The 19,653-nt window shown below is 48.9% G+C and carries 21 protein-coding genes and 2 pseudogenes; 22 read left to right on the forward strand and 1 reads right to left on the reverse strand.

Annotation, left to right across the window (positions count from 1 at the left end; all coding sequences use genetic code 11):
• Nucleotides 1–59 precede the first annotated feature (59 nt).
• From ATN88_RS13995 to ATN88_RS25560, 6 genes are all read left to right on the forward strand, one after another.
• Nucleotides 60–443, forward strand: a complete 384-nt coding sequence (locus ATN88_RS13995) for a nuclear transport factor 2 family protein (RefSeq protein WP_067416991.1) — start codon at nucleotides 60–62, stop codon at nucleotides 441–443.
• A gap of 138 nt (nucleotides 444–581) precedes the next feature.
• Nucleotides 582–1,007, forward strand: coding sequence for a hypothetical protein (locus ATN88_RS14000; RefSeq protein WP_067416994.1), 426 nt, complete (start codon nucleotides 582–584; stop codon nucleotides 1,005–1,007).
• A 197-nt stretch (nucleotides 1,008–1,204) separates the two neighbouring features.
• Nucleotides 1,205–1,636 carry a hypothetical protein gene (locus ATN88_RS14005; RefSeq protein ID WP_067416997.1) on the forward strand — a complete coding sequence of 144 codons (432 nt, stop codon included), beginning with the start codon at nucleotides 1,205–1,207 and terminating at the stop codon, nucleotides 1,634–1,636.
• Nucleotides 1,637–1,727: 91 nt separating this feature from the next.
• Nucleotides 1,728–2,024: a 6TM ABC transporter family protein gene (locus ATN88_RS27425; RefSeq protein WP_232313212.1), complete on the forward strand. Its 297-nt coding sequence runs from the start codon at nucleotides 1,728–1,730 to the stop codon at nucleotides 2,022–2,024.
• Nucleotides 2,021–3,523, forward strand: a complete 1,503-nt coding sequence (locus tag ATN88_RS14010) for an ABC transporter transmembrane domain-containing protein (protein ID WP_232313214.1) — start codon at nucleotides 2,021–2,023, stop codon at nucleotides 3,521–3,523. The genes ATN88_RS27425 and ATN88_RS14010 overlap by 4 nt, the downstream gene beginning before the upstream one ends.
• A 121-nt stretch (nucleotides 3,524–3,644) precedes the next feature.
• Nucleotides 3,645–3,776, forward strand: coding sequence for a DUF3012 domain-containing protein (locus tag ATN88_RS25560; protein ID WP_408607710.1), 132 nt, complete (start codon nucleotides 3,645–3,647; stop codon nucleotides 3,774–3,776).
• 74 nt (nucleotides 3,777–3,850) lie between these two features.
• Here the strand turns inward: ATN88_RS25560 and deoD are convergent, their stop codons facing one another.
• Entirely contained in the window at nucleotides 3,851–4,561 is a 711-nt protein-coding gene (gene deoD / locus ATN88_RS14015) for a purine-nucleoside phosphorylase (protein ID WP_067417000.1), read from the reverse strand.
• A 167-nt stretch (nucleotides 4,562–4,728) separates the two neighbouring features.
• Between deoD and ATN88_RS14020 the strand changes: the two genes are divergently transcribed.
• From ATN88_RS14020 to pal, 16 genes and pseudogenes are all read left to right on the forward strand, one after another.
• Nucleotides 4,729–5,373: a Crp/Fnr family transcriptional regulator gene (locus ATN88_RS14020; RefSeq protein ID WP_232313269.1), complete on the forward strand. Its 645-nt coding sequence runs from the start codon at nucleotides 4,729–4,731 to the stop codon at nucleotides 5,371–5,373.
• Between the two features lie 198 nt (nucleotides 5,374–5,571).
• Nucleotides 5,572–6,804 carry a NupC/NupG family nucleoside CNT transporter gene (locus ATN88_RS14025; protein WP_067417006.1) on the forward strand — a complete coding sequence of 411 codons (1,233 nt, stop codon included), beginning with the start codon at nucleotides 5,572–5,574 and terminating at the stop codon, nucleotides 6,802–6,804.
• 208 nt (nucleotides 6,805–7,012) lie between these two features.
• Nucleotides 7,013–8,422 (forward strand): cytochrome ubiquinol oxidase subunit I, encoded by a 1,410-nt coding sequence (locus tag ATN88_RS14030; RefSeq protein WP_067417009.1) that lies wholly within the window; start codon nucleotides 7,013–7,015, stop codon nucleotides 8,420–8,422.
• Nucleotides 8,422–9,419 (forward strand): annotated as a pseudogene (gene cydB / locus ATN88_RS14035) (cytochrome d ubiquinol oxidase subunit II). Before ATN88_RS14030 ends, cydB (ATN88_RS14035) begins: the two are co-directional and overlap by 1 nt.
• 214 nt (nucleotides 9,420–9,633) lie before the next feature.
• A complete protein-coding gene (ruvA, locus tag ATN88_RS14040) occupies nucleotides 9,634–10,263 on the forward strand; it encodes a Holliday junction branch migration protein RuvA (RefSeq protein WP_067417012.1) in 630 nt (209 codons plus the stop codon).
• Nucleotides 10,264–10,276: 13 nt separating this feature from the next.
• Nucleotides 10,277–11,283, forward strand: a pseudogene (gene ruvB, locus ATN88_RS14045) (Holliday junction branch migration DNA helicase RuvB).
• Nucleotides 11,284–11,749: 466 nt separating this feature from the next.
• The gene (gene cydA, locus ATN88_RS14050) at nucleotides 11,750–13,336 is read left to right on the forward strand and encodes a cytochrome ubiquinol oxidase subunit I (RefSeq protein WP_067417015.1); all 1,587 of its coding nucleotides are present in this window, start codon (nucleotides 11,750–11,752) and stop codon (nucleotides 13,334–13,336) included.
• A gap of 14 nt (nucleotides 13,337–13,350) precedes the next feature.
• Nucleotides 13,351–14,487, forward strand: coding sequence for a cytochrome d ubiquinol oxidase subunit II (gene cydB / locus ATN88_RS14055; RefSeq protein WP_067417018.1), 1,137 nt, complete (start codon nucleotides 13,351–13,353; stop codon nucleotides 14,485–14,487).
• 15 nt (nucleotides 14,488–14,502) lie between these two features.
• Nucleotides 14,503–14,613 (forward strand): cytochrome bd-I oxidase subunit CydX, encoded by a 111-nt coding sequence (gene cydX, locus ATN88_RS14060; protein WP_017008254.1) that lies wholly within the window; start codon nucleotides 14,503–14,505, stop codon nucleotides 14,611–14,613.
• Nucleotides 14,603–14,908 carry a cyd operon YbgE family protein gene (locus ATN88_RS14065; protein WP_232313216.1) on the forward strand — a complete coding sequence of 102 codons (306 nt, stop codon included), beginning with the start codon at nucleotides 14,603–14,605 and terminating at the stop codon, nucleotides 14,906–14,908. Before cydX ends, ATN88_RS14065 begins: the two co-directional genes overlap by 11 nt.
• A 162-nt stretch (nucleotides 14,909–15,070) precedes the next feature.
• On the forward strand, nucleotides 15,071–15,484 hold the full coding sequence (ybgC, locus tag ATN88_RS14070; protein WP_067417021.1) for a tol-pal system-associated acyl-CoA thioesterase: 414 nt from the start codon (nucleotides 15,071–15,073) through the stop codon (nucleotides 15,482–15,484).
• Entirely contained in the window at nucleotides 15,474–16,160 is a 687-nt protein-coding gene (gene tolQ, locus ATN88_RS14075) for a protein TolQ (RefSeq protein ID WP_067417024.1), read from the forward strand. The genes ybgC and tolQ overlap by 11 nt, the downstream gene beginning before the upstream one ends.
• Before the next feature lie 3 nt (nucleotides 16,161–16,163).
• Nucleotides 16,164–16,610 carry a protein TolR gene (gene tolR, locus ATN88_RS14080; RefSeq protein WP_067417028.1) on the forward strand — a complete coding sequence of 149 codons (447 nt, stop codon included), beginning with the start codon at nucleotides 16,164–16,166 and terminating at the stop codon, nucleotides 16,608–16,610.
• A 13-nt stretch (nucleotides 16,611–16,623) separates the two neighbouring features.
• Nucleotides 16,624–17,715: a cell envelope integrity protein TolA gene (tolA, locus tag ATN88_RS14085; RefSeq protein WP_067417031.1), complete on the forward strand. Its 1,092-nt coding sequence runs from the start codon at nucleotides 16,624–16,626 to the stop codon at nucleotides 17,713–17,715.
• Between the two features lie 13 nt (nucleotides 17,716–17,728).
• The gene (gene tolB / locus ATN88_RS14090) at nucleotides 17,729–19,081 is read left to right on the forward strand and encodes a Tol-Pal system beta propeller repeat protein TolB (RefSeq protein ID WP_067417034.1); all 1,353 of its coding nucleotides are present in this window, start codon (nucleotides 17,729–17,731) and stop codon (nucleotides 19,079–19,081) included.
• A 33-nt stretch (nucleotides 19,082–19,114) separates the two neighbouring features.
• The gene (pal, locus tag ATN88_RS14095) at nucleotides 19,115–19,639 is read left to right on the forward strand and encodes a peptidoglycan-associated lipoprotein Pal (protein ID WP_067417037.1); all 525 of its coding nucleotides are present in this window, start codon (nucleotides 19,115–19,117) and stop codon (nucleotides 19,637–19,639) included.
• The last annotated feature ends 14 nt before the right edge of the window (nucleotides 19,640–19,653 follow it).

The raw sequence follows: 19,653 nt of genomic DNA on the forward strand, positions 1-19,653 counted from the left end.
CAGACTGCAAATGAACCGAAGTCTGGTATGAAAAAGTCAGTGCAGAAAAGGGAAGAGCAATGAGTCTAGATTTGGAACAGATGAAGAAAAACGCGATAGATTTTTACCGCACTGCCTATTTAGGTGAGCCAGCAAAGGCCGCGGAAAAATACGTGGGCGACATGTACATTCAGCATAACCCTTTGGTTGGTGATGGTGTACAGGCTTTTATTGATTACTTTGATGAAATGCAGCGTGATTACCCTGATAAAAGCATCGAGTTTGTTCGCGCGATTGCGCAAGGGGATCTCGTGGCTTTGCACACCATTCAAACGTGGCCGGGTGATATTCAATACGTCACCATGGATTTCTTACGTTTTGACGAAAATGGCAAAATCGTCGAACACTGGGATTCGATTCAGGAAGTACCCAAAGAAAGTAAAAACGGCAACCCGATGTACTAAACGGGTAGATCCCAAAAGGCATCAAAACGGTGCCTTTTTCATTGGTGCTGTCTCAATAATTGTTTGAAAGCGATTAGAGAAATCTCCGTTCTTTTCTATGGTTGTTAAAGGGAAATCAATATTTTGAACGGGGAAACGATGAAATACGTCAAATGGGGACTAAGTGCGTTTATAGCGTTTGTTTTTATACAATCGCTGTTTTTTAAATTTTCTGGCTCGCCAGAAACAGAGTTTATTTTTGGCACCCTAGGTGAGTGGTCGGGGCTTGCATGGTTTGGTCAATATGGCGCGTATATGGTGGGCGTCACCGAACTGATTGCTTCTGTTTTACTGTTTACACGATTCCATGCATTTGGTGCTTTACTGGCAATCGGGACCATGACGGGTGCGATTTTCTTCCACTTGTTTACGCCGATTGGCGTTGCTCAGCCTGCCTTTGATGCGGCGGGACAAGTGGTAGGTAATGACGGCGGTACCTTGTTCGTTATGGCGTGTTTGGTTTGGCTGTCAGCCGCATTTTTGCTTTATCAAACTCGCCGAGGCGACAGAGAAGAAGTCGATTAAGCGTGACGTATTGACCATGCATGATTCGAGCACCTTCAAGTTTTATATTTAAATTATGCAAGTGATTGCTTAATAAATAGAGATGTCTTCCGCGAGTTAGCGATGTGTTTGGTGTTCCTTGTCGGGAATGTTGCAATTGGCGTTGTAGCCCTAATATGAGGGCCACACGAAAATGGCAACTCAGGTGAGGAACACCGATGCGTTATATTTTGAGCATGATGCTCGCGCTGATAGTGAACACAGGGAATGTGTTCGCCGCAGATTACATGCACTACGACTCAACCTACAAAAACATCAAAGTAGGTTCCTCCACAGAACGTTCTCTCAGACACTTCCACGGAAAGCCACAACGCGTGGTGAAAAAGGAAAAATTTACCCTGTTTCGCTATCGTAAATTTGATGCTGCGGTGAATAAAAGTGACGGTAAAGTTCGCTCCATCATTATTTATGATCGTAATTACAAGGACAGGAACTACCTGAAGATTGGTGATAATCGGAAGAGGGTAGAACGTGTGCTGAAGAAAGACATCTTGGGCGATAACGCCGTTGATCGCGTTAATGGCATTGTTTATTGGTTTGATGGAAACAGAATAGAGAAAATTGTGTTGGCGTATCGACTCAAGCGATAAGTGGTCGCTGAATTCTGCATCTTCAGGTTGTCTGGGTATAAAATTAGTGTAAAACGTTGTAAGCCAATGTTTGTTTTACTAGGACGATTTTGTGTCAGAAGCCCACAAACCCCAACATCACAATACTCGGTCAATTCTGGCTTGGGTGTCATCGTTTCTCAAACCCTATAAGAATCGCGTACTCGCGGCGGTATTTTTCCTTTTTCTAGGGTCTCTGAGTTGGCTCGCGCTAGGCCAAGGTGTGAGGCTGGTGGTTGATGAGGGCTTTCTGTCTGGTAATGCGTCTGAGTTAAACCAAATCGTTCTGGTGATCCTCGCGATTACCTTTGTCAGCGGCATCGCGACTTTTTGCCGCTTTTACCTCATGAGCTGCTTGGTGAGCGCGTGAGTGCAGATATCCGCATTCGTGTTTACCACCAGCTTCTATTACTCACGCCGTCCTTTTACGCCAAAGAAAGAACGGGTGAAGTGATTAGCCGTTTTACGGCGGATACCACTTTGCTTCAGACCGTTGTTGGATCGAGTTTGTCGATGGCACTGCGTTCAGCCGTGTCTGTGATTGGCGGTCTGGTGATGATGGGGATCACCAGCGTTAAACTCACTGCGCTTGTGCTGCTTGCTGTGCCTGTTGTGCTGGTGCCGATTGGTGTGCTGGGTCGACGAGTGCGAAAACTTGCGCGTGTGAGCCAAGATAAAGTCGCTGATTTAGGCGCGCACGTGGATGAAACCCTTCACGAAATACGCACCGTGCAATCCTACAACCATGAAAAAACAGAAGCGTCGGTTTTCCAGTCTCGCGTCGAAACGGTGATGGACGCAGCAAAGCTACGTATTCGATACCGAGCGACCTTGATGGCATCAGTCGTACTTCTAAGCATAGTGGCCATTATTCTCGTGACTTGGGTCGGCGCACTGAATGTGCTTGATGGTTCACTCTCTGCGGGTGAGTTATCTGCCTTTATGTTTTACGCACTTTTGGTTGCGGGTGGGGTTGCAACAATCAGTGAAGTGATTGGTGATATTCAGCGCGCGGCAGGCGCGACAGAGCGCTTGATAGAGCTGTCAGACATGCAACCGGACATCGAAGAGACAGTTTCACCCATTGCTTTTCCCGAACATGGTAAAGGTGATTTGGTGTTTGATGATGTGTGCTTTGCGTATCCGGGCGATGGCAGCCAGCCTGTGTTTACCTCGTTGTCATTTTCGATCAAAGCCGGCGAGCGCGTTGCATTAGTCGGGCCGAGTGGAGCAGGTAAAAGCTCGGTGTTTGCGCTCCTTCAGCGTTTCTTTGATGTGCAAAGCGGCGAAATACGCATTGATTACGCGCCGATTAAACAACTGACTTTGGAGCGTTTGCGTGAACAGTTTGCACTGGTGCCGCAAGAGTCTGTGATTTTTGCGACTAGTGTGTTGGAGAACGTCAGATACGGGAAACCTGACGCGTCGATTGAAGAAGTGATGCGCGCGTGTCAGGCAGCGTCTGCGCACGATTTTATTTCTGAATTCCCAGAAGGCTATCACACGGAATTGGGCGAGCGTGGCGTGCGTTTATCTGGCGGCCAAAAGCAACGTATTTCGATTGCACGAGCCATATTGGCAGACCGTCCGGTATTACTGCTTGATGAAGCGACAAGTGCGCTAGATGCCGTGAGTGAGCACCATGTGAAACATGCGCTGGATGCCTTGATGAACAGTAAAACCTCCCTTGTGATTGCGCACAGGCTCGCAACTGTTGTGAATGCTGATCGAATCTTGGTGTTGGATAAAGGCAATATTGTTGCGACAGGGACACACCGAGAGTTGATGGAAACCAGCCCGCTGTATCGTGAGTTTGCCTCATTGCAGCTGGTGGCTTCTGATGCTGCACACCTTAGCGATGCCGTTTAAATAAGAGAAAACGGCACGTATTTGTGGCTTGAGTCCGTCGAAAGTGGTCAGGAAAGGTGTCTCACACCGATTGAAGAAAAAGCAAGGAAGTAAAATGAAAAAGCTATGCGCAACAATCTTGATGATGCTGTTTATTGCGGGTTGTTCACCAACCGTAGGCAGTGACGAGTGGTGCAATGATATGAAGGAAAAACCGAAAGGCGATTGGACGGCCAGTGAAGCCGGCGATTTCGCTAAGCATTGCATTCTGTAAAATGAAAAAAGGCAGGGGAGACCCTGCCTTGAACTTGATGTTGTGTTTCCCAATACTGGCTTGGGTATTTTTGTTTATAGAGAAACTGCTGTATCCAGAGCCAGACCAATCATGTCATTCAGAGTCGTAACACGGTCTTCAGCACTCAGGCCTTCGTGACGGATAATGTGGTCAGTCACGGTGCAGATAGCCAGAGCGCGAACACCGAACTCAGCCGCCAAGCTATAGAATGCGCTCACTTCCATCTCTACGCCGTAAACGCCGTATTTTGCCAGAAGTGGGTAGAAGTCTTCATCCGGACGGTAGAACATGTCAGAAGAGAACACGTTACCTACCTTCACAGACAGTTCTTTTTCTTTTGCTACGTCAACAGCGGTACGCAACATGTCGTAGTTCGCCAACGCTGCGAAGTCGTGGTCGCGCAGACGAGTACGGTTCATCTTAGAATCCGTCGATGCACCCATTGCGATAACCAGATCCATCAACTTAACGTCGTCGTGGATTGCACCACAGCTACCGATGCGGATCAGGTTTTTGATGCCGTAGTGGTTGATCAGCTCGTGAACGTAGATAGAAGCTGATGGCGCACCCATGCCGTGACCCATAACAGACAGTTTCTTGCCTTTGTAGAAACCGGTGAAGCCCAGCATGCCGCGAACGTCAGTCACTTGTACTGCGTCTTCCAAAAAGTTCTCAGCAATGTACTTAGCACGCTGCGGGTCACCCGGCATCAGAATCGTTTCTGCGAAATCACCTGGGTTAGCATTAATGTGTGGAGTTGCCATTTTAGCTCCTAAAGGATAATGTTGTGACGCGCTCACTTTAGGGTGTTGTGCACTCCGAAAAAAGGACACTTGTCCGTTAACAACCGCTTCCATGCCACAAAACGGAGCTTTGCCTTTGGGCGACTCACGGAAACGAGTCTTACATGGTTTTACTAAGACGTGATGGTATGTCTCTTCAGGCTCAAACTTCGCTATTTCAATCTTTATTAGACCAACCTTTTTGTCGACCTTTTAAAATTCATAAAGGCGATACATTCCTTGTTCAGGGTGAAATAGCTAACCAATTGTTTTTGGTGAACAATTGTGATTTTTCTGTGTCGTATCTGACGCCGGCAGGTAAACGTTATATCGTGAATTCACAACGAGGATTCACCGGCGTTCTTGGAGAAATGGAAGTATTTCGACCAGAAGGACGCTATGTCTTCAGTGTCACGGCACTGAATGACGCAAACGGCTATCAAATTAGTCGCACAAAATTGTTGGAAGCTGTCGCTCAACAGCCGGAAATGGCACTTCATTTCCTGCAATTGGTAACGGGAAGATACGAAGAATCCATTGGTCATACATTGAGCAATATTCTCTACACGCTTCGGTTTAATATTATCCGTGTGATGCTAAATAAATCGGCCGAAGCGAATGACGGTTGGTTTGAATTTAAAACCGATCAACACGCGGGTGAGTTGGGGGCTACCACTAGGGCGTTCCGCCGCGTGGTAAAAGACTTGGTCGATGAAGGTGTGGTGGATAAAAAACGCAGCACTTACCGCATTGCCAAGCTCGACGCACTGAAAAACGAGCTAGATGCGGGCTAACCGCAAACGGTTTCCTGCAAACGTTTTCGTTTTAATGACGATTCTCTCAATTTCTCACTTTTTTCGGTCACTTTTGAGCGCTAAGTGACCGAAAAGGACAAGTGTCCTTCTTTTCAAATCCTGCCGACGTTACAACACGCTCGGCAGCGACAAACTCGCTAGATTAACGCTTTTTGCCCACTAGAGATCACCCAGTTTATGAGCATCATCATGAGCCTTATCGGCATGGCATCCCTGATTGCTATCGCCGTACTACTTTCAGACAATCGCAAAAAAATTAATATCCGCACCGTTGGTGGCGCGCTTGCTATTCAAGTCGCGTTTGGTGTGTTTGTTATGTACGTTCCGTTTGGTCAAGCAATGCTTCAAACCATCGCGGATGGTGTTGGCAGCGTCATTAACTACGCAAATGACGGTCTGGCATTTACCTTCGGCGACTTGGCGAAATACAAAGTTGGTTTCGTGTTCGTTATCAACGTGCTGTGTGTTGTTATCTTTATTTCTGCGCTGATCTCTGTGCTTTACTATCTGAAAATCATGCAGAAAGTGATTGCCGTTATCGGTGGTGCACTGAAAAAAGTGCTGGGTACCAGCCACGCGGAATCTATGTCAGCGACGGCAAACATCTTTGTTGGCCCAATTGAAGCACCGTCTCTGGTTCGTCCTTTTGTTCACACCATGACACGTTCTGAGCTGTTTGCTGTCATGGCAGGTGGCCTAGCATCTGTTGCAGGCGGTACCATGATTGGTTACATCAATCTGGGTATCGATGTGAAATACATTCTGACCGCATGTTTCATGACCGCGCCTGCTGGTCTGCTGTTCGCAAAACTGCTGTGCCCTGAAGTAGACGAGCCGAAGAAAACCATTGAAGCGACCGTTGAAGCCAACGATGACGAGCCAGAAACACTGCTGGATGCGATCACGCAAGGTTCGATGATCGGTCTGCAGCAAGTGGCATGTGTAACTGCACTGCTGATTTCATTCGTGGCACTGACCGCACTGCTGAACGGTATCGTTGGCGCACTGGCGGGTCTGGTAGGCTTTGAAGGCATCACCGTTCAGTTGATTCTGGGCTACCTGTTGTCACCTCTGGCATTCCTGTTGGGTGTGCCATGGGATGAAGCGGTGACAGCGGCATCTCTGATTGGTCAGAAAATCGTTATCAATGAATTCGTGGCATACGTGAGCTTCTTGGATGTGGCTGACGCGCTGTCTGAGAAAACCCAAGCAATCATCATCTTTGCACTGTGTGGTTTTGCTAACATCGGTTCATTGGCAATGGTTATCGGTGGTCTGAGCGCAATGTCTCCTGGCCGTCGTAAAGAGTTCAACAAGATTGGTGTGCGTGCGCTTTTGGCCGCTATCCTTGCAAACTTGATGAGCGGTACGATTGCAGGTCTGCTGGTGTCACTTGGCAGCATCATGTAAAACTTAGATTCACTAAGAATTTAAAAAGCGGGCCGAGTGCCCGCTTTTCTTTTTGTATTCATTCAGATAGTTAAAATGAGGTGACCCTTAACGGGTAATTATCGTGCTAGAACTTTGGTATATGTGATCGCATTGCGTCTACACTGCGTTGATACAGTTAGAAATAGCTCGTTACTTCTCTAAACTGATGCGCCATGCGGAGGCAAGGATGTCAGAACTAGCAGTCGATCTCGCCCGAATCCAGTTTGCGTTTACCGTTTCATTTCACATCATCTTTCCGGCGTTCTCTATTGGGCTTGCCAGCTACATTACCGTGCTAGAAGCGTTGCACTTGAAGACGCGACAGCATCAGTACCTCGAACTCTCGAAATATTGGACCAAAATTTTTGCCGTCACTTTCGGTATGGGGGTCGTGAGTGGCATCGTCATGAGCTACCAATTCGGCACCAATTGGGGCGTATTCTCTGATAAAACAGGACCGGTACTTGGACCTTTGATGGGTTACGAAGTGCTAACCGCGTTTTTCCTCGAAGCGGGTTTTCTTGGCATCATGTTGTTTGGTCGTGAACGAGTAGGGGAAAAGCTGCATTTTCTGGCGGTTGCGGTGGTTGCTTTTGGTACCTTGCTCTCAGCGACGTGGATTCTCTCGGTGAACAGTTGGATGCAAACGCCCGCTGGTTTTTCCTACAACGAAGAAGGCCAGTTCATTGTCACCGATTGGTTTGAAGTGGTGTTTAACCCTTCCTTCCTTTACCGCCTTGTCCATATGGTCATCGCTGCCTATCTGACCACAGCCTTCATGGTTGCGGGTGTCGGCGCATGGCATTTGCTGCGCGCGCCTCACAACGAACTTGCCCGCATCAGCCTGTCGATGGGGATGTGGATGGCCTTGTTGGTGACGCCTATCCAAATCGTGGCGGGCGACATGCACGGTCTGAATACCCTTGAGCATCAGCCGATGAAAGTGGCGGCAATGGAAGGGCACTTTGAGACTCAAAAAGGTGCGCCGCTGATCTTGTTCGGTATGCCAAACGAAGAGACAGAAACCGTCGACTACAAGGTGGCGATTCCCTACCTTGGCAGCATCATTCTTACCCATTCTATCGACGGTGAAATCAAAGGGCTAGACAGCGTGCCGCCAGAAGACAGGCCACCTGTCGCGATTGTGTTTTGGAGTTTCCGCATCATGGTCGCCATTGGCTTCTTGATGCTGGCGATTGGTTTGACGTCGCTTTGGTTGCGGCACAAGAAAACGCTGTATGAAACCCCGTGGTTCCTCAAAATTTGTACATGGTGCGCGCCGTGCGGATTTGTCGCTATTTTGGCGGGCTGGGTAACAACAGAAGTTGGCCGACAACCGTATACGGTTTATGGCCACTTGCGAACGGTAGATTCGGTGTCACCGATAGATGCAGCGGCAGTGGGTACGTCGCTTGCCGTGTTTGTCGTCGTCTATTTCGCGATTTTTGGTGCCGGTATCTATTACATCCTCAAGCTCATGCGCAAATCGCCAACGAAATACGAGCAGGATTTGGACAGCCGCGTGGTGACGCGTCTCTCGCATGGTAATGCAGGACACGATGTGGATGACGCAACACCGAGCAAAGGAGAATCGTAATGGATTATGCATTGATTTGGGCGGTTCTCATTGCCATTGCGGTTCTCGCGTACGTTATTTTGGATGGCTTTGACCTTGGCGTAGGGATCCTCTTTCCATCGCTAAACGATGACGAAAAAGATGCTGCGATGAACTCCATCGCACCCATTTGGGATGGGAACGAGACTTGGCTAGTATTGGGCGGCGGCGGGCTGTTCGCCGTCTTCCCATTGGCTTACTCCGTTATCATGCCTGCGGTTTATGCCCCCATTATCGCGATGTTGATTGGCTGATATTTCGTGGCGTAGCATTTGAGTACCGCTATCGAACAAAGAAAGGGCGATACCTATGGGATTGGTCGTTTGCAGGCGGCTCGATGGTAGCAACCTTTTCCCAGGGCATGATTTTGGGTACCTTGCTTCAGGGAATTGAGGTGGCTGATAGGCAATACGCGGGCGGTTGGTTTGACTGGCTGACGCCCTTTTCCATTTTCTGCGGTATCGCCGTGACCATCGGCTATACACTGCTGGGCGGGTGTTGGTTACTGATCAAAACCTCCGGCCCGATTGAAGAAAAGCTGTTTGCGAAGTGTAAGCGACTGACACTCCTGTTCCTCGCTGCCATTGGTTTGGTGAGTGTTTGGCTACCCTTTATCTCACCGGAAATCGCGGCACGCTGGTTCACCTTCCCGAATGCGGCAGTGTTCTTCCTGATTCCTATTACCTCCGCATTTGCCGCTTATCGACTTTGGCATTCGTTAGTGGCTGAAAAAGCACTCGCGGCGTATTTGTGGACGTTGGTCATTTACCTGATGGCCTTTTCTGGGTTCGCAATCAGTATCTTCCCGTACATGGTGCCAAGAGCGATCACCTTGTGGGAGGCGGCTGCGCCAGAAAACAGCCTCAAATTCCTGTTCGCAGGAGCGGCGTTCCTCTTGCCTATCATCGTCGCTTACTCGGCATACTCTTATTGGGTGTTCCGCGGCAAGGTGAGGGCAGACGAGGGCTATCATGAATAAATCGCTACGATCAGGACTCTGGTTTATTGGGCTGTGGCTCCTCGGGGTAGGGGCCGTCAGCCTGTTGGCATTAATCATCAAGCTTTCAATGAAATGGGTAAACCTTATCTGATCGTATGCCCAATTCTGATACCCAATTCGGATTAAAACTGGATATCTATCCAGTTGTTCATTATCCTAACGGCAATTGTAACCAGAATACCGAGTTTCTATTGTGATTGGCCGATTACGCGGAATTTTGCTTGAAAAGCAACCACCTGAGATTCTTCTTGAAGTAAACGGCGTTGGCTACGAAGTCAGTATGCCAATGAGCTGTTTTTACGAACTCCCAGAAGTGGGTGAAGAAGCAATTGTTTACACCCATTTTGTTGTTCGTGAAGACGCTCAGCTTCTTTACGGCTTTAACACCACGGTTGAACGTGCCTTGTTCCGCGAAGTCATCAAAGCCAATGGCGTAGGTCCTAAACTGGGTCTTGCGATTCTGTCCGGTATGACCGCCACCCAATTTGTCGACAGTGTTGAGCGTGAAGATGTGTCAACACTGGTGAAAATTCCGGGTGTGGGCAAGAAAACGGCAGAGCGACTGGTTATTGAAATGCGTGACCGCCTGAAAAACTGGCATGCGTTTGACCTGTTTACCCCTCATGCAGACGCCGCAGCGCGTCGCGCATCAAGCACTGACACTATTGTGGCGGCATCGACCGATCCGAAAGACGAGGCGATCAGTGCGCTTATCGCATTGGGCTACAAAGCAGCCCAAGCAGAGAAAGTGGTTAAGCAAGTTGCTCAGGATGGCATGAAGAGTGAAGCCATTATCCGTGATGCACTGCGTTCGATGGTGTAATGGAGCAATATAGATGATTGAAGCCGACCGACTGATGGGGTCTGTGCCACCTAGCCGCGAAGATGATGTCATTGATCGTGCTATTCGTCCGAAGCTGCTGGCAGATTATCAAGGTCAGGATCATGTACGTAGTCAGATGGAGATTTTTATCCATGCGGCGCGTAAACGTGAAGAAGCACTGGATCACTTGTTGATCTTTGGCCTCCGGGTTTGGGTAAAACCACCTTGGCAAATATCGTTGCCAATGAAATGGAAGTGAACATTCGCACTACATCAGGCCCTGTGCTTGAAAAAGCCGGGGACTTAGCGGCACTGCTGACCAACCTTGAACCTCATGATGTGTTGTTTATCGATGAAATCCACCGCCTGAGCCCAGTGGTCGAAGAAGTACTGTATCCAGCGATGGAAGACTACCAACTGGATATCATGATCGGTGAAGGCCCCGCTGCGCGCTCGATTAAAATCGATTTGCCACCGTTTACCTTGATTGGTGCAACCACACGTGCGGGCTCTCTGACATCACCATTGCGCGACCGTTTTGGTATCACTCAGCGCCTTGAGTACTACAACATTGCCGATCTGAAAGGCATTGTTCAGCGCTCTGCTAATTGTCTGAACTTGGACATGGAAGAAGAAGGGGCGTTTGAGATTGCCCGCCGAGCGCGTGGCACACCGCGTATTGCAAACCGACTGCTTCGTCGAGTTCGCGACTATGCGGAAGTCAAAGCCGATGGTCATATCAATGCCGATGTTGCATCAAAAGCATTGGATATGCTGGATGTGGACAACCAAGGCTTTGACTACATGGACCGCAAGCTTCTGACTGCGATTATCGAGAAGTTTGACGGTGGCCCAGTCGGGTTGGATAACCTAGCCGCGGCGATTGGTGAAGCGAAAGACACCATCGAAGACGTTATTGAGCCGTATCTGATTCAGCAAGGCTATCTGCAACGCACGCCGCGTGGACGTATTGCCAGCCAGCGCGCGTACCTGCATTTCGGCTTCGATTTGCCTGAATAAACGAACAACCGACCAAGATTCTAAGGCCAACATTATGTTGGCCTTTTTTACATCTGCCCTGTTGCAACTGTGTTACTCACAGCGATTCGTCATGTGCGCACAAGCACGCTTTCCATTTCTCGTCTAGCTCTTGAAATCGTCGAAAAAGATGATGACGCTCAAGGACAGATAAAATAAGGGGCTGCTGAAATTGATTATTTTGACAGCAATCAATGTCTCTGAGGGCCAAATGCTTTGAAGACGGTTGCCAGAATGTTTAGTATTAGCTGTCACTATATTAGGAGTTGCTTAACAAAATCCTAACGAGTGCGGCACAAAAGTGCAACATAATAAGGGGGAGTTGTTCACACAGCTCCCGTAAGGAAGCTCGGTAAAGCGCGGCTGGCAAGCCTCGCATGTGTTTAAGCATTTACTTAACGACATGAAAATGTCGTGCGTCAGTCAGCCTGACGATGAAGGAGTTACCATGTTAACTGATATTGTGGATCTATCGCGGTTCCAATTTGCTCTCACCGCGATGTATCACTTCCTATTTGTCCCATTGACTCTGGGTATGGCCTTTCTTCTGGCTATCATGGAGTCGTTGTATGTAATGACCGACAAGCAAATCTACAAGGACATGACTAAGTTCTGGGGTAAGCTGTTCGGTATTAACTTCGCGCTGGGTGTTGCTACAGGCCTGACGATGGAGTTCCAGTTTGGTACAAACTGGGCGTACTACTCTCACTACGTTGGTGATATCTTCGGTGCGCCTCTGGCAATCGAAGCATTAATGGCATTCTTCCTAGAATCGACCCTTGTTGGTATGTTCTTCTTTGGTTGGGATCGCCTGTCCAAGCGTCAACACCTTGCTGTTACTTGGTTGACAGCTATCGGTTCTAACTTTTCTGCGCTTTGGATTCTGGTCGCAAACGGTTGGATGCAAAACCCAGTAGGTGCAGAGTTCAACTTCGAAAGCATGCGAATGGAAATGGTGAGCTTTGCTGAAGTTGTACTTAACCCAGTTGCTCAAGTGAAATTCGTTCACACTGTTGCTGCGGGCTACACCACAGGCGCAATGTTCGTCCTGGGTATCAGTGCTTACTACCTGCTGAAAGGCCGTGACATCGCGTTTGCACGCCGTTCATTTGCTATCGCAGCATCATTCGGTATCGCGGGCATCCTGTCTACTATCGTTCTGGGTGACGAATCTGGCTATGAGCTGGGCGACGTTCAGAAAGTTAAACTGGCAGCAATTGAAGCAGAATGGCACACAGAGCCAGCACCTGCAGCATTCACTTTGTTCGGCTTCCCGAACCAAGAAACCATGGAAACCGACTACGCCATCAAGATCCCTTACGTAATGGGTATCATCGCGACGCGTTCTTTCGACAAGGAAGTAACGGGTCTTCGCGATCTGGTTGATGAGCACGAAGTACGTATCCGTAACGGTATGATTGCTTACGAACTGCTAGAAAAACTGCGTAACGGCGACAAAACACCAGAAACACTGGCTGAATTTGACGCGGTTAAGAAAGATTTGGGTTACGGCCTGCTGCTGAAAGAGCACACGCCAAACGTTGTTGACGCAACGGAAGCACAAATCAAGCAAGCGGCTAAAGATTCTATCCCGCAAGTTGCACCGCTGTTCTGGAGCTTCCGCATCATGGTTGCGTGTGGCTTTGCAATGCTGTTCATCTTCGGTATGGCGTTCTACCAAACGTGTCGTCAGAAGATCGACGAAAAGCCTTGGGTTCTGAAAATGGCACTGTTCGCGATTCCTCTGCCTTGGATTGCATCTGAAGCAGGTTGGTTCGTTGCGGAATACGGTCGTCAGCCGTGGGCGGTTGGTGAAATCCTGCCTGTACACATGGCGGCATCTAACCTGCCAGCGTACGAAATCATTACTTCATTGGTTGCCATCGTTGCACTGTACACCGTGTTCCTGATCGCTGAAGTTTACCTGATGGTTAAGTTTGCTCGTAAAGGCCCAAGCAGCCTGAAGACTGGCCGTTACCACTTTGAACAGCAAAAGAGCCCAGAAGCGGATCTTGCGCGTCAGGTTGAAGCATAAGGAGAGCTTGAGCGATGTTTGATTACGAAATCCTACGATTGATTTGGTGGGTTCTGATCGGTGTTTTGCTGATCGGCTTCGCCGTAACCGATGGTTTCGACATGGGTGTAGGTGCGCTGGTACCTGTTATCGGTAAAACCGACAACGAACGCCGTGTCATGATTAACTCTATTGCACCGCACTGGGATGGTAACCAAGTTTGGTTGATCACCGCGGGTGGTGCACTTTTCGCGGCATGGCCTCTGGTATACGCAGTATCGTTCTCTGGTTTTTACCTGGCGATGATTCTGACACTGGCTGCGTTGTGGTTCCGTCCTGTTGGTTTCGACTACCGTTCTAAGATTGAAGATCCACGCTGGCGTAAAGCTTGGGATGGCGCAATCTTCATCGGTGGTTTCGTTCCGCCAATCATCTTCGGTGTTGCTTTCGGTAACTTGCTGCAAGGTGTACCGTTTGAGCTGAGCGAACTGCTGATCCCAACGTACCGTGGTAACTTCTTCGGTCTGCTGAATCCATTTGCGATTCTGTGTGGTCTGGTTAGCTTGTTCATGATCGTGACGCAAGGTGCGACTTGGCTGCAAATGAAGACCACTGGCGACCTGCACACGCGTTCTCGCAACGTAGCGCAACTGACTGCGGTTCTGACTGCAGTGTGTTTCGCTATCGCAGGCTTCTGGGCTCAGAGCATTGAAGGTTACGTGATCACTAGCGAGATCGTGACTAACGCAACGTCAAACCCACTGACGAAAGAAGTGACCACAATGACGGGTGCATTGTTCAACAACTACAATGACTACCCAATCCTGTGGATCGCGCCTGCTCTTGCAGTGATCATGCCTCTGCTGGCAGCGGCTGCGTCACGCTTCGAGCGTTGTGGCTTTGCGTTCCTGTTCTCTAGCCTAGCAATTGCAGGTGTGATTCTGACGGCTGGCTTTGCGCTGTTCCCATTCGTAATGCCTTCAAGCCTGTTCCCATCACACAGCCTGACCATGTGGGATGCAACGTCAAGTGAACTGACGCTGAACATCATGACTGGCGTTGCATTTGTGATGGTTCCAATCATCCTGGGTTACACCATTTGGTGTTACTACAAGATGTTCGGTCGCTTGGATGACAAGTTCATCGAAGAAAACAAGAACTCACTGTACTAAGAGAAGGAGTAAACCATGTGGTATTTCGCTTGGATTCTAGGTGTATTGCTGGCGTGCTCGTTCGGTATTATCAATGCGCTTTGGTTAGAACACACTGAAGCCATGGATCACGACAGTGAAGACTAAGCTAATCGCTTTGCTAGACGGTCTGCATGACCGTCTACACAAGCGCGTATTGATGTTGCTTTCCCTTGCGTTGGCACTTGCCTGCGGTGGTCTTGTTATGTGGGACCCTCAAGCACTTGCAGCCAAACTGGGTGGGTTTACCGTTGCGACCGGTTTGCCACTGATTTGGGCGACCTGTACCGGATTTATTCACGGTATGGCGTTCAAACCACGCTTCTGGCTATGGCAATTGGTGTTCTTCCCACCGTTCGCGTGGGTCATCATGATCGTCATGTTGGTGCAAGCATTTGCTTAATCAATAAGCACATTGATACTTCAAACAGCTCGGGCAACCCCCGAGCTGTTTTATTTTGCGGCATTCGTGACCTGCTTCGTTGCTTCGAGGTTTCAATATGTTGAGTAAGTCAGTTATAGTATTTCGCTAAACCTTCTCATGGATTTCAGGTAATTATTCAGGATGAGTCATCTCCATCCATTCTGCTGGCCAATTCGCGTGTATTACGAGGACACTGATGCAGGCGGGATTGTCTATCATGCGAACTATCTCAAATACTTCGAGCGTGCGCGCACCGAACTATTGCGAAGTATCGGTGTCAATCAACTGGAACTGTTTGAAGAACATACCGCTTTCGTTGTCCGCCACATGGACATCGATTTCATCAAGGGTGCAACATTAGACGAATCGCTCACTGTTCAAACAACGGTGTCAGAAATTCGTCGAGCAACCCTAACTTTCTGTCAGGATTTAGTTAATTCACAAGGAGATGTGTTGTGCCGGGCGGTTGTTAAGGTAGCCTGTGTCGACCCTACGAAGATGAAACCCAAATCCATTCCTAAATCGATTCAATCGGAGATTTTAAGTGAACGCTGAACTTTCAATTCTTGATCTGTTTTTGCAGGCGAGTCTGCTGGTAAAAGCAGTGATGTTGGTTCTGCTAGGCATGTCTGTAGTGTCTTGGGCGATGATCATCAAACGTTCGCAAGTGCTTTCACAAGCTTCTGCAAAGGCAGAGCGTTTTGAAGACCGATTCTGGTCAGGGATGGACTTATCACAGCTTTACCAAGAAGTGCAGGCGCGCAAAGACAGCCTGACGGGTAGCGAACAAATTTTTTACGCAGGCTTTAAAGAGTTTGCGCGTCTTCACCGCAGCAATGGCAAAGTGCCAGAAGCGGTGATGGAAGGCACGTCGCGTGCGATGCGCGTGTCCTTGTCTAAAGAAGTCGAGTCTTTAGAAACGAACCTTCCTTTCCTTGCTACCGTGGGTTCAATCAGTCCGTACATTGGTCTGTTTGGTACCGTGTGGGGCATCATGCATGCATTTATCGCGCTGGGTGCCGTGAAACAAGCGACACTGGCGATGGTTGCCCCGGGTATCGCAGAAGCACTGGTTGCGACGGCGATGGGTCTGTTTGCTGCTATCCCTGCGGTAATGGCATACAACCGACTGACATCTAAAGTGGGTAAGCTGGAAAACAACTATGTGAACTTTATGGAAGAGTTCTCCAGCATTTTGCACCGTCAGGCATTTGCCGCACCGAAGGAGTAAGCCATGGCTTATCAACCTAAGCGACGGAAGATGACGGCGGAGATTAACGTCGTACCTTACATCGACGTCATGCTGGTACTGCTTATCATCTTCATGGTGACAGCACCGTTTGTGACGCAGGGCGTAGACGTTGACCTGCCACAAACGTCAACGGCCAAAACGGCGGCTGAACTGGCGAAAGAGGAAGACAGCGGCGCATTCATCATTGTTGAGGTTGACCAAAACGGTGGTCTTGGCCTGAGTGTGAACAATGGCGATATGGTGCGTGGACTTTCGCTTCAGGATTTGTTGATCCGTGTGCGTGCTGAGCTGGAAATTCACCCTAAGTCGCCAGTGCTTGTTGGTGGCGATGGGCGAGTGCCTTATTCCGAAATCATTCTTACCCTGGATGCTTTGAACCAGGCGGGAGTCTCTTCAGTGGGACTAATGACCGAACCGCTTGATTCTTAGAATGAGAAAGTGAATGAAGAATAATCAAAACAATAATTACACGGGTGCCACGGTCGTATCTGTACTGCTTCACGGGGCACTTATTGGTGGTTTGCTTTGGGGAGCGGATTTCAGCAAGGCAGTTCATCAACCTGCCGGACAAAGTATCGAAGCGGTGGTGATTGACCCGAATGTGGTCAGTGAGCAAGCGCGAAAAATCCGTGAACAGCGCGATGAAGCGAAACGCCAAGAAAGCGATCGCTTAAAGCGTTTGGAACAACAAGCGGAGCAGCTTGAAAAGCAACGTGAGCAAGAAGAAAAACGCTTACGTGAGCTAAGAGCTGAAAAGCTTGTAGCAGAAAAAGCAGCACGTGAAGCGGAAACTGAGCGTAAGCGTATTGCAGAAGCCAAGAAGAAAGCGGCTGATGAGCAACGTAAAGCAGAAGAAGCAGCACGTGTAGCAAAAGAAAAAGCCGCTGCGGCAGAAGCTGAACGTCAACGCCAAGTTGCTGAACGTCGTAAGGCTGAAGAAGCCGCGAAGAAAGCTGAGGCTGAACGTCAGCGCGCTGAACAAGAGCGTGCGAAGGCGGAAGAAGAACGCCAACGCAAGCTGGCTGAAAAGAAAAAAGCGGAAGAAGAAGCGCGCAAAGCTGAAGAAGAGCGTCAGCGTAAGTTAGCCGAGAAGAAAAAGGCTGAAGAAGAAGCTCGTAAAGCTGAAGAAGCACGTAAGGAAGCCGAGCGTAAGGCCGCTGAAGCCAAACGCAAGCAGGTAGAGCAGGAGGCTGCCCTTAATGAGCTTTATAGCGGTCTCGAGTCGGAATCTGCAAGCCGCGACACGGCTCGAGGGCAACAACTCGCGAATGAAGTTGCTAACTGGTCTGCGCGTTTCACTAACATGATTCAGCAAAGTTGGTTAGTTGATTCGAGCATGAACGGACAAAGTTGTCGGTTGAACCTTAGGTTAGCTCCTGATGGATTGGTCGTGGATGTAACAACATTGTCTGGTGATACGACTCTCTGTCGTTCGGCAAAAGCTAGCGTGACAAAAATTGGAAAGTTTCCTATGCCATCAGACTCTGATGTCGTAGCGAAATTGAGGGATTTAAACCTCAATTTTGAGCGTTAAAAGAGGATTTAGGATGTTAAAACGATGGAATGCTTTGTTGGCGTTCGTATTAATGCTTTGGGTTGGGGCGGCTAATGCTGCTCTAGAGCTTTTTATTACTGAAGGTGTCGATTCCGCCCGACCTATCGCTATTGTCCCTTTTAAATGGGATGGTCCAGGGAAGCTGCCGACGGACGTGTCTGCCGTTATCGCCTCAGACCTGCAGCGCAGTGGTAAGTTCAGCCCTATCCCGACGGATAAAATGCCTCAAACGCCATATAGCGATGAGAACGTAGACTTCAATGACTGGACGGCACTGGGTGTTGATGCTCTGGTAACAGGTAAAATCAGCCAAACGGCTGATGGCAAATACCTGATTGAGTACCAACTGATTGATGTGGTTCGTGGGCAGTTGACGGGCGGTAAAAGCAAAGGCTTGTCGACCACAGGTGAACTTATCCTGACCAAAGACCATCTGCTGTTGAATAACCGTAAAGTGGTCTCTGGTAAACAACTACGTCAGTACGCACACCGCATTTCTGACTTGGTTTACGAAAAACTAACAGGGGAAAAAGGGGCGTTTCTCACGCGTATTGCTTACGTCGTTGTTGATGATAAAGCAGACTACCCTTACCAGCTTCGCATCGCGGATTACGATGGCTACAACGAACTCTTGGTGCTGCGTTCAAAGCAGCCATTGATGTCTCCAGCTTGGTCACCTGATGGCAAACAACTGGCTTACGTCAGCTTTGAGAATGGTCAGGCCCAGATTTTCTTGATGAATATCTACACTGGTGACCGCGAAATGATTTCGTCATTCCCGCGTCACAATGGTTCGCCACGCTTCTCGCCGGATGGCAGTAAGCTGGCTCTGGTGCTTTCGAAGACAGGTAGTCTACAAGTCTACATACTGGATTTGAAGACCAGAAAAATGGAACAAATTACAAAAGGTCGTTCAAATAACACCGAGCCATTCTGGGATCCAGACGGGAAGTCTTTAATCTTTACGTCAGACCGGGGTGGTAAACCACAGATTTATCGAGTAAATTTAGCCGACGGTTCTACTAGTCGGATTACATGGCAGGGCAGCCAGAATCTCGGTGGTCAAATTACACCTGACGGTAGACACCTGGTGATGGTTCACCGCTCGGACTCAGGCTACAACATTGCAAAACAAGATTTGCAAACCGGTGCTGTTGAGATTCTAACGAAAACTATGTTGGACGAATCTCCAAGTCTCGCGCCAAATGGCAGCATGGTAATTTACAGCTCAGTTTATGGGCGTGATAACGTACTTTCGTTGGTTTCTATTGATGGACGATTCAAAGCACGTTTACCGGCGACCAATGGCCGAGTGAGAGCCCCAGCATGGTCCCCGTTCCAATAAATATTTGCGCTTATTTGATATAAGGAAAACAAGATGCAAGTTAATAAAGTACTTAAGGGTTTGGCAATTGCGCTGCCTATGTTCACTCTGGCGGCTTGTAGCTCAAACGACAGCTCTACTGACAGCACTGCAGGCTCTCAAACTAACCAAGGTCAAGAGACCACTATCGTAACGCCAGTAGACGGCGGTCAAGGTGCTCTGACTGAGCAAGAAATCCGCAACAACGAACTGCGTCAATCTCAAACTGTTTACTTCAACTTTGACGACTACTCAGTACTGCCACAGTTCGAAGACATGCTGGATGCACACGCTGACTTCCTGCGTGAAAACGCAGATATCAAAGTAGTTGTTGAAGGTCACACGGATGAGCGGGGCACTCCTGAGTACAACATCGCGCTGGGCGAGCGTCGTGCGAACGCAGTTGCTAAGTACCTGCAAGCACTAGGCGTTCCTGCGTCTCAAATTTCAATCGTAAGCTACGGTGAAGAAAAGCCACTGGTGCTAGGCCAAAGCGACGAAGCTTACGCGAAGAACCGCCGTGCGGTTCTGGTTTACTAATTTAAGGTAAATCC

It is taken from the genome of Enterovibrio coralii, assembly GCF_001559595.1.
GTDB lineage: Bacteria > Pseudomonadota > Gammaproteobacteria > Enterobacterales > Vibrionaceae > Enterovibrio > Enterovibrio coralii.

What these genes read in the sequence shown, in the direction of transcription:
- ATN88_RS13995 (WP_067416991.1), top strand. Translation starts at nt 60, where the DNA reads ATGAGTCTAGATTTGGAACAGATGAAGAAAAACGCGATAGATTTTTAC.
- ATN88_RS14000 (WP_067416994.1), top strand. Translation starts at nt 582, where the DNA reads ATGAAATACGTCAAATGGGGACTAAGTGCGTTTATAGCGTTTGTTTTT.
- ATN88_RS14005 (WP_067416997.1), top strand. Translation starts at nt 1,205, where the DNA reads ATGCGTTATATTTTGAGCATGATGCTCGCGCTGATAGTGAACACAGGG.
- ATN88_RS25560 (WP_408607710.1), top strand. Translation starts at nt 3,645, where the DNA reads ATGATGCTGTTTATTGCGGGTTGTTCACCAACCGTAGGCAGTGACGAG.
- deoD (WP_067417000.1), bottom strand. Translation starts at nt 4,561, where the DNA reads ATGGCAACTCCACACATTAATGCTAACCCAGGTGATTTCGCAGAAACG.
- ATN88_RS14020 (WP_232313269.1), top strand. Translation starts at nt 4,729, where the DNA reads ATGTCTCTTCAGGCTCAAACTTCGCTATTTCAATCTTTATTAGACCAA.
- ATN88_RS14025 (WP_067417006.1), top strand. Translation starts at nt 5,572, where the DNA reads ATGAGCATCATCATGAGCCTTATCGGCATGGCATCCCTGATTGCTATC.
- ATN88_RS14030 (WP_067417009.1), top strand. Translation starts at nt 7,013, where the DNA reads ATGTCAGAACTAGCAGTCGATCTCGCCCGAATCCAGTTTGCGTTTACC.
- cydA (WP_067417015.1), top strand. Translation starts at nt 11,750, where the DNA reads ATGTTAACTGATATTGTGGATCTATCGCGGTTCCAATTTGCTCTCACC.
- cydB (WP_067417018.1), top strand. Translation starts at nt 13,351, where the DNA reads ATGTTTGATTACGAAATCCTACGATTGATTTGGTGGGTTCTGATCGGT.
- cydX (WP_017008254.1), top strand. Translation starts at nt 14,503, where the DNA reads ATGTGGTATTTCGCTTGGATTCTAGGTGTATTGCTGGCGTGCTCGTTC.
- ybgC (WP_067417021.1), top strand. Translation starts at nt 15,071, where the DNA reads ATGAGTCATCTCCATCCATTCTGCTGGCCAATTCGCGTGTATTACGAG.
- tolR (WP_067417028.1), top strand. Translation starts at nt 16,164, where the DNA reads ATGGCTTATCAACCTAAGCGACGGAAGATGACGGCGGAGATTAACGTC.
- tolA (WP_067417031.1), top strand. Translation starts at nt 16,624, where the DNA reads ATGAAGAATAATCAAAACAATAATTACACGGGTGCCACGGTCGTATCT.
- tolB (WP_067417034.1), top strand. Translation starts at nt 17,729, where the DNA reads ATGTTAAAACGATGGAATGCTTTGTTGGCGTTCGTATTAATGCTTTGG.
- pal (WP_067417037.1), top strand. Translation starts at nt 19,115, where the DNA reads ATGCAAGTTAATAAAGTACTTAAGGGTTTGGCAATTGCGCTGCCTATG.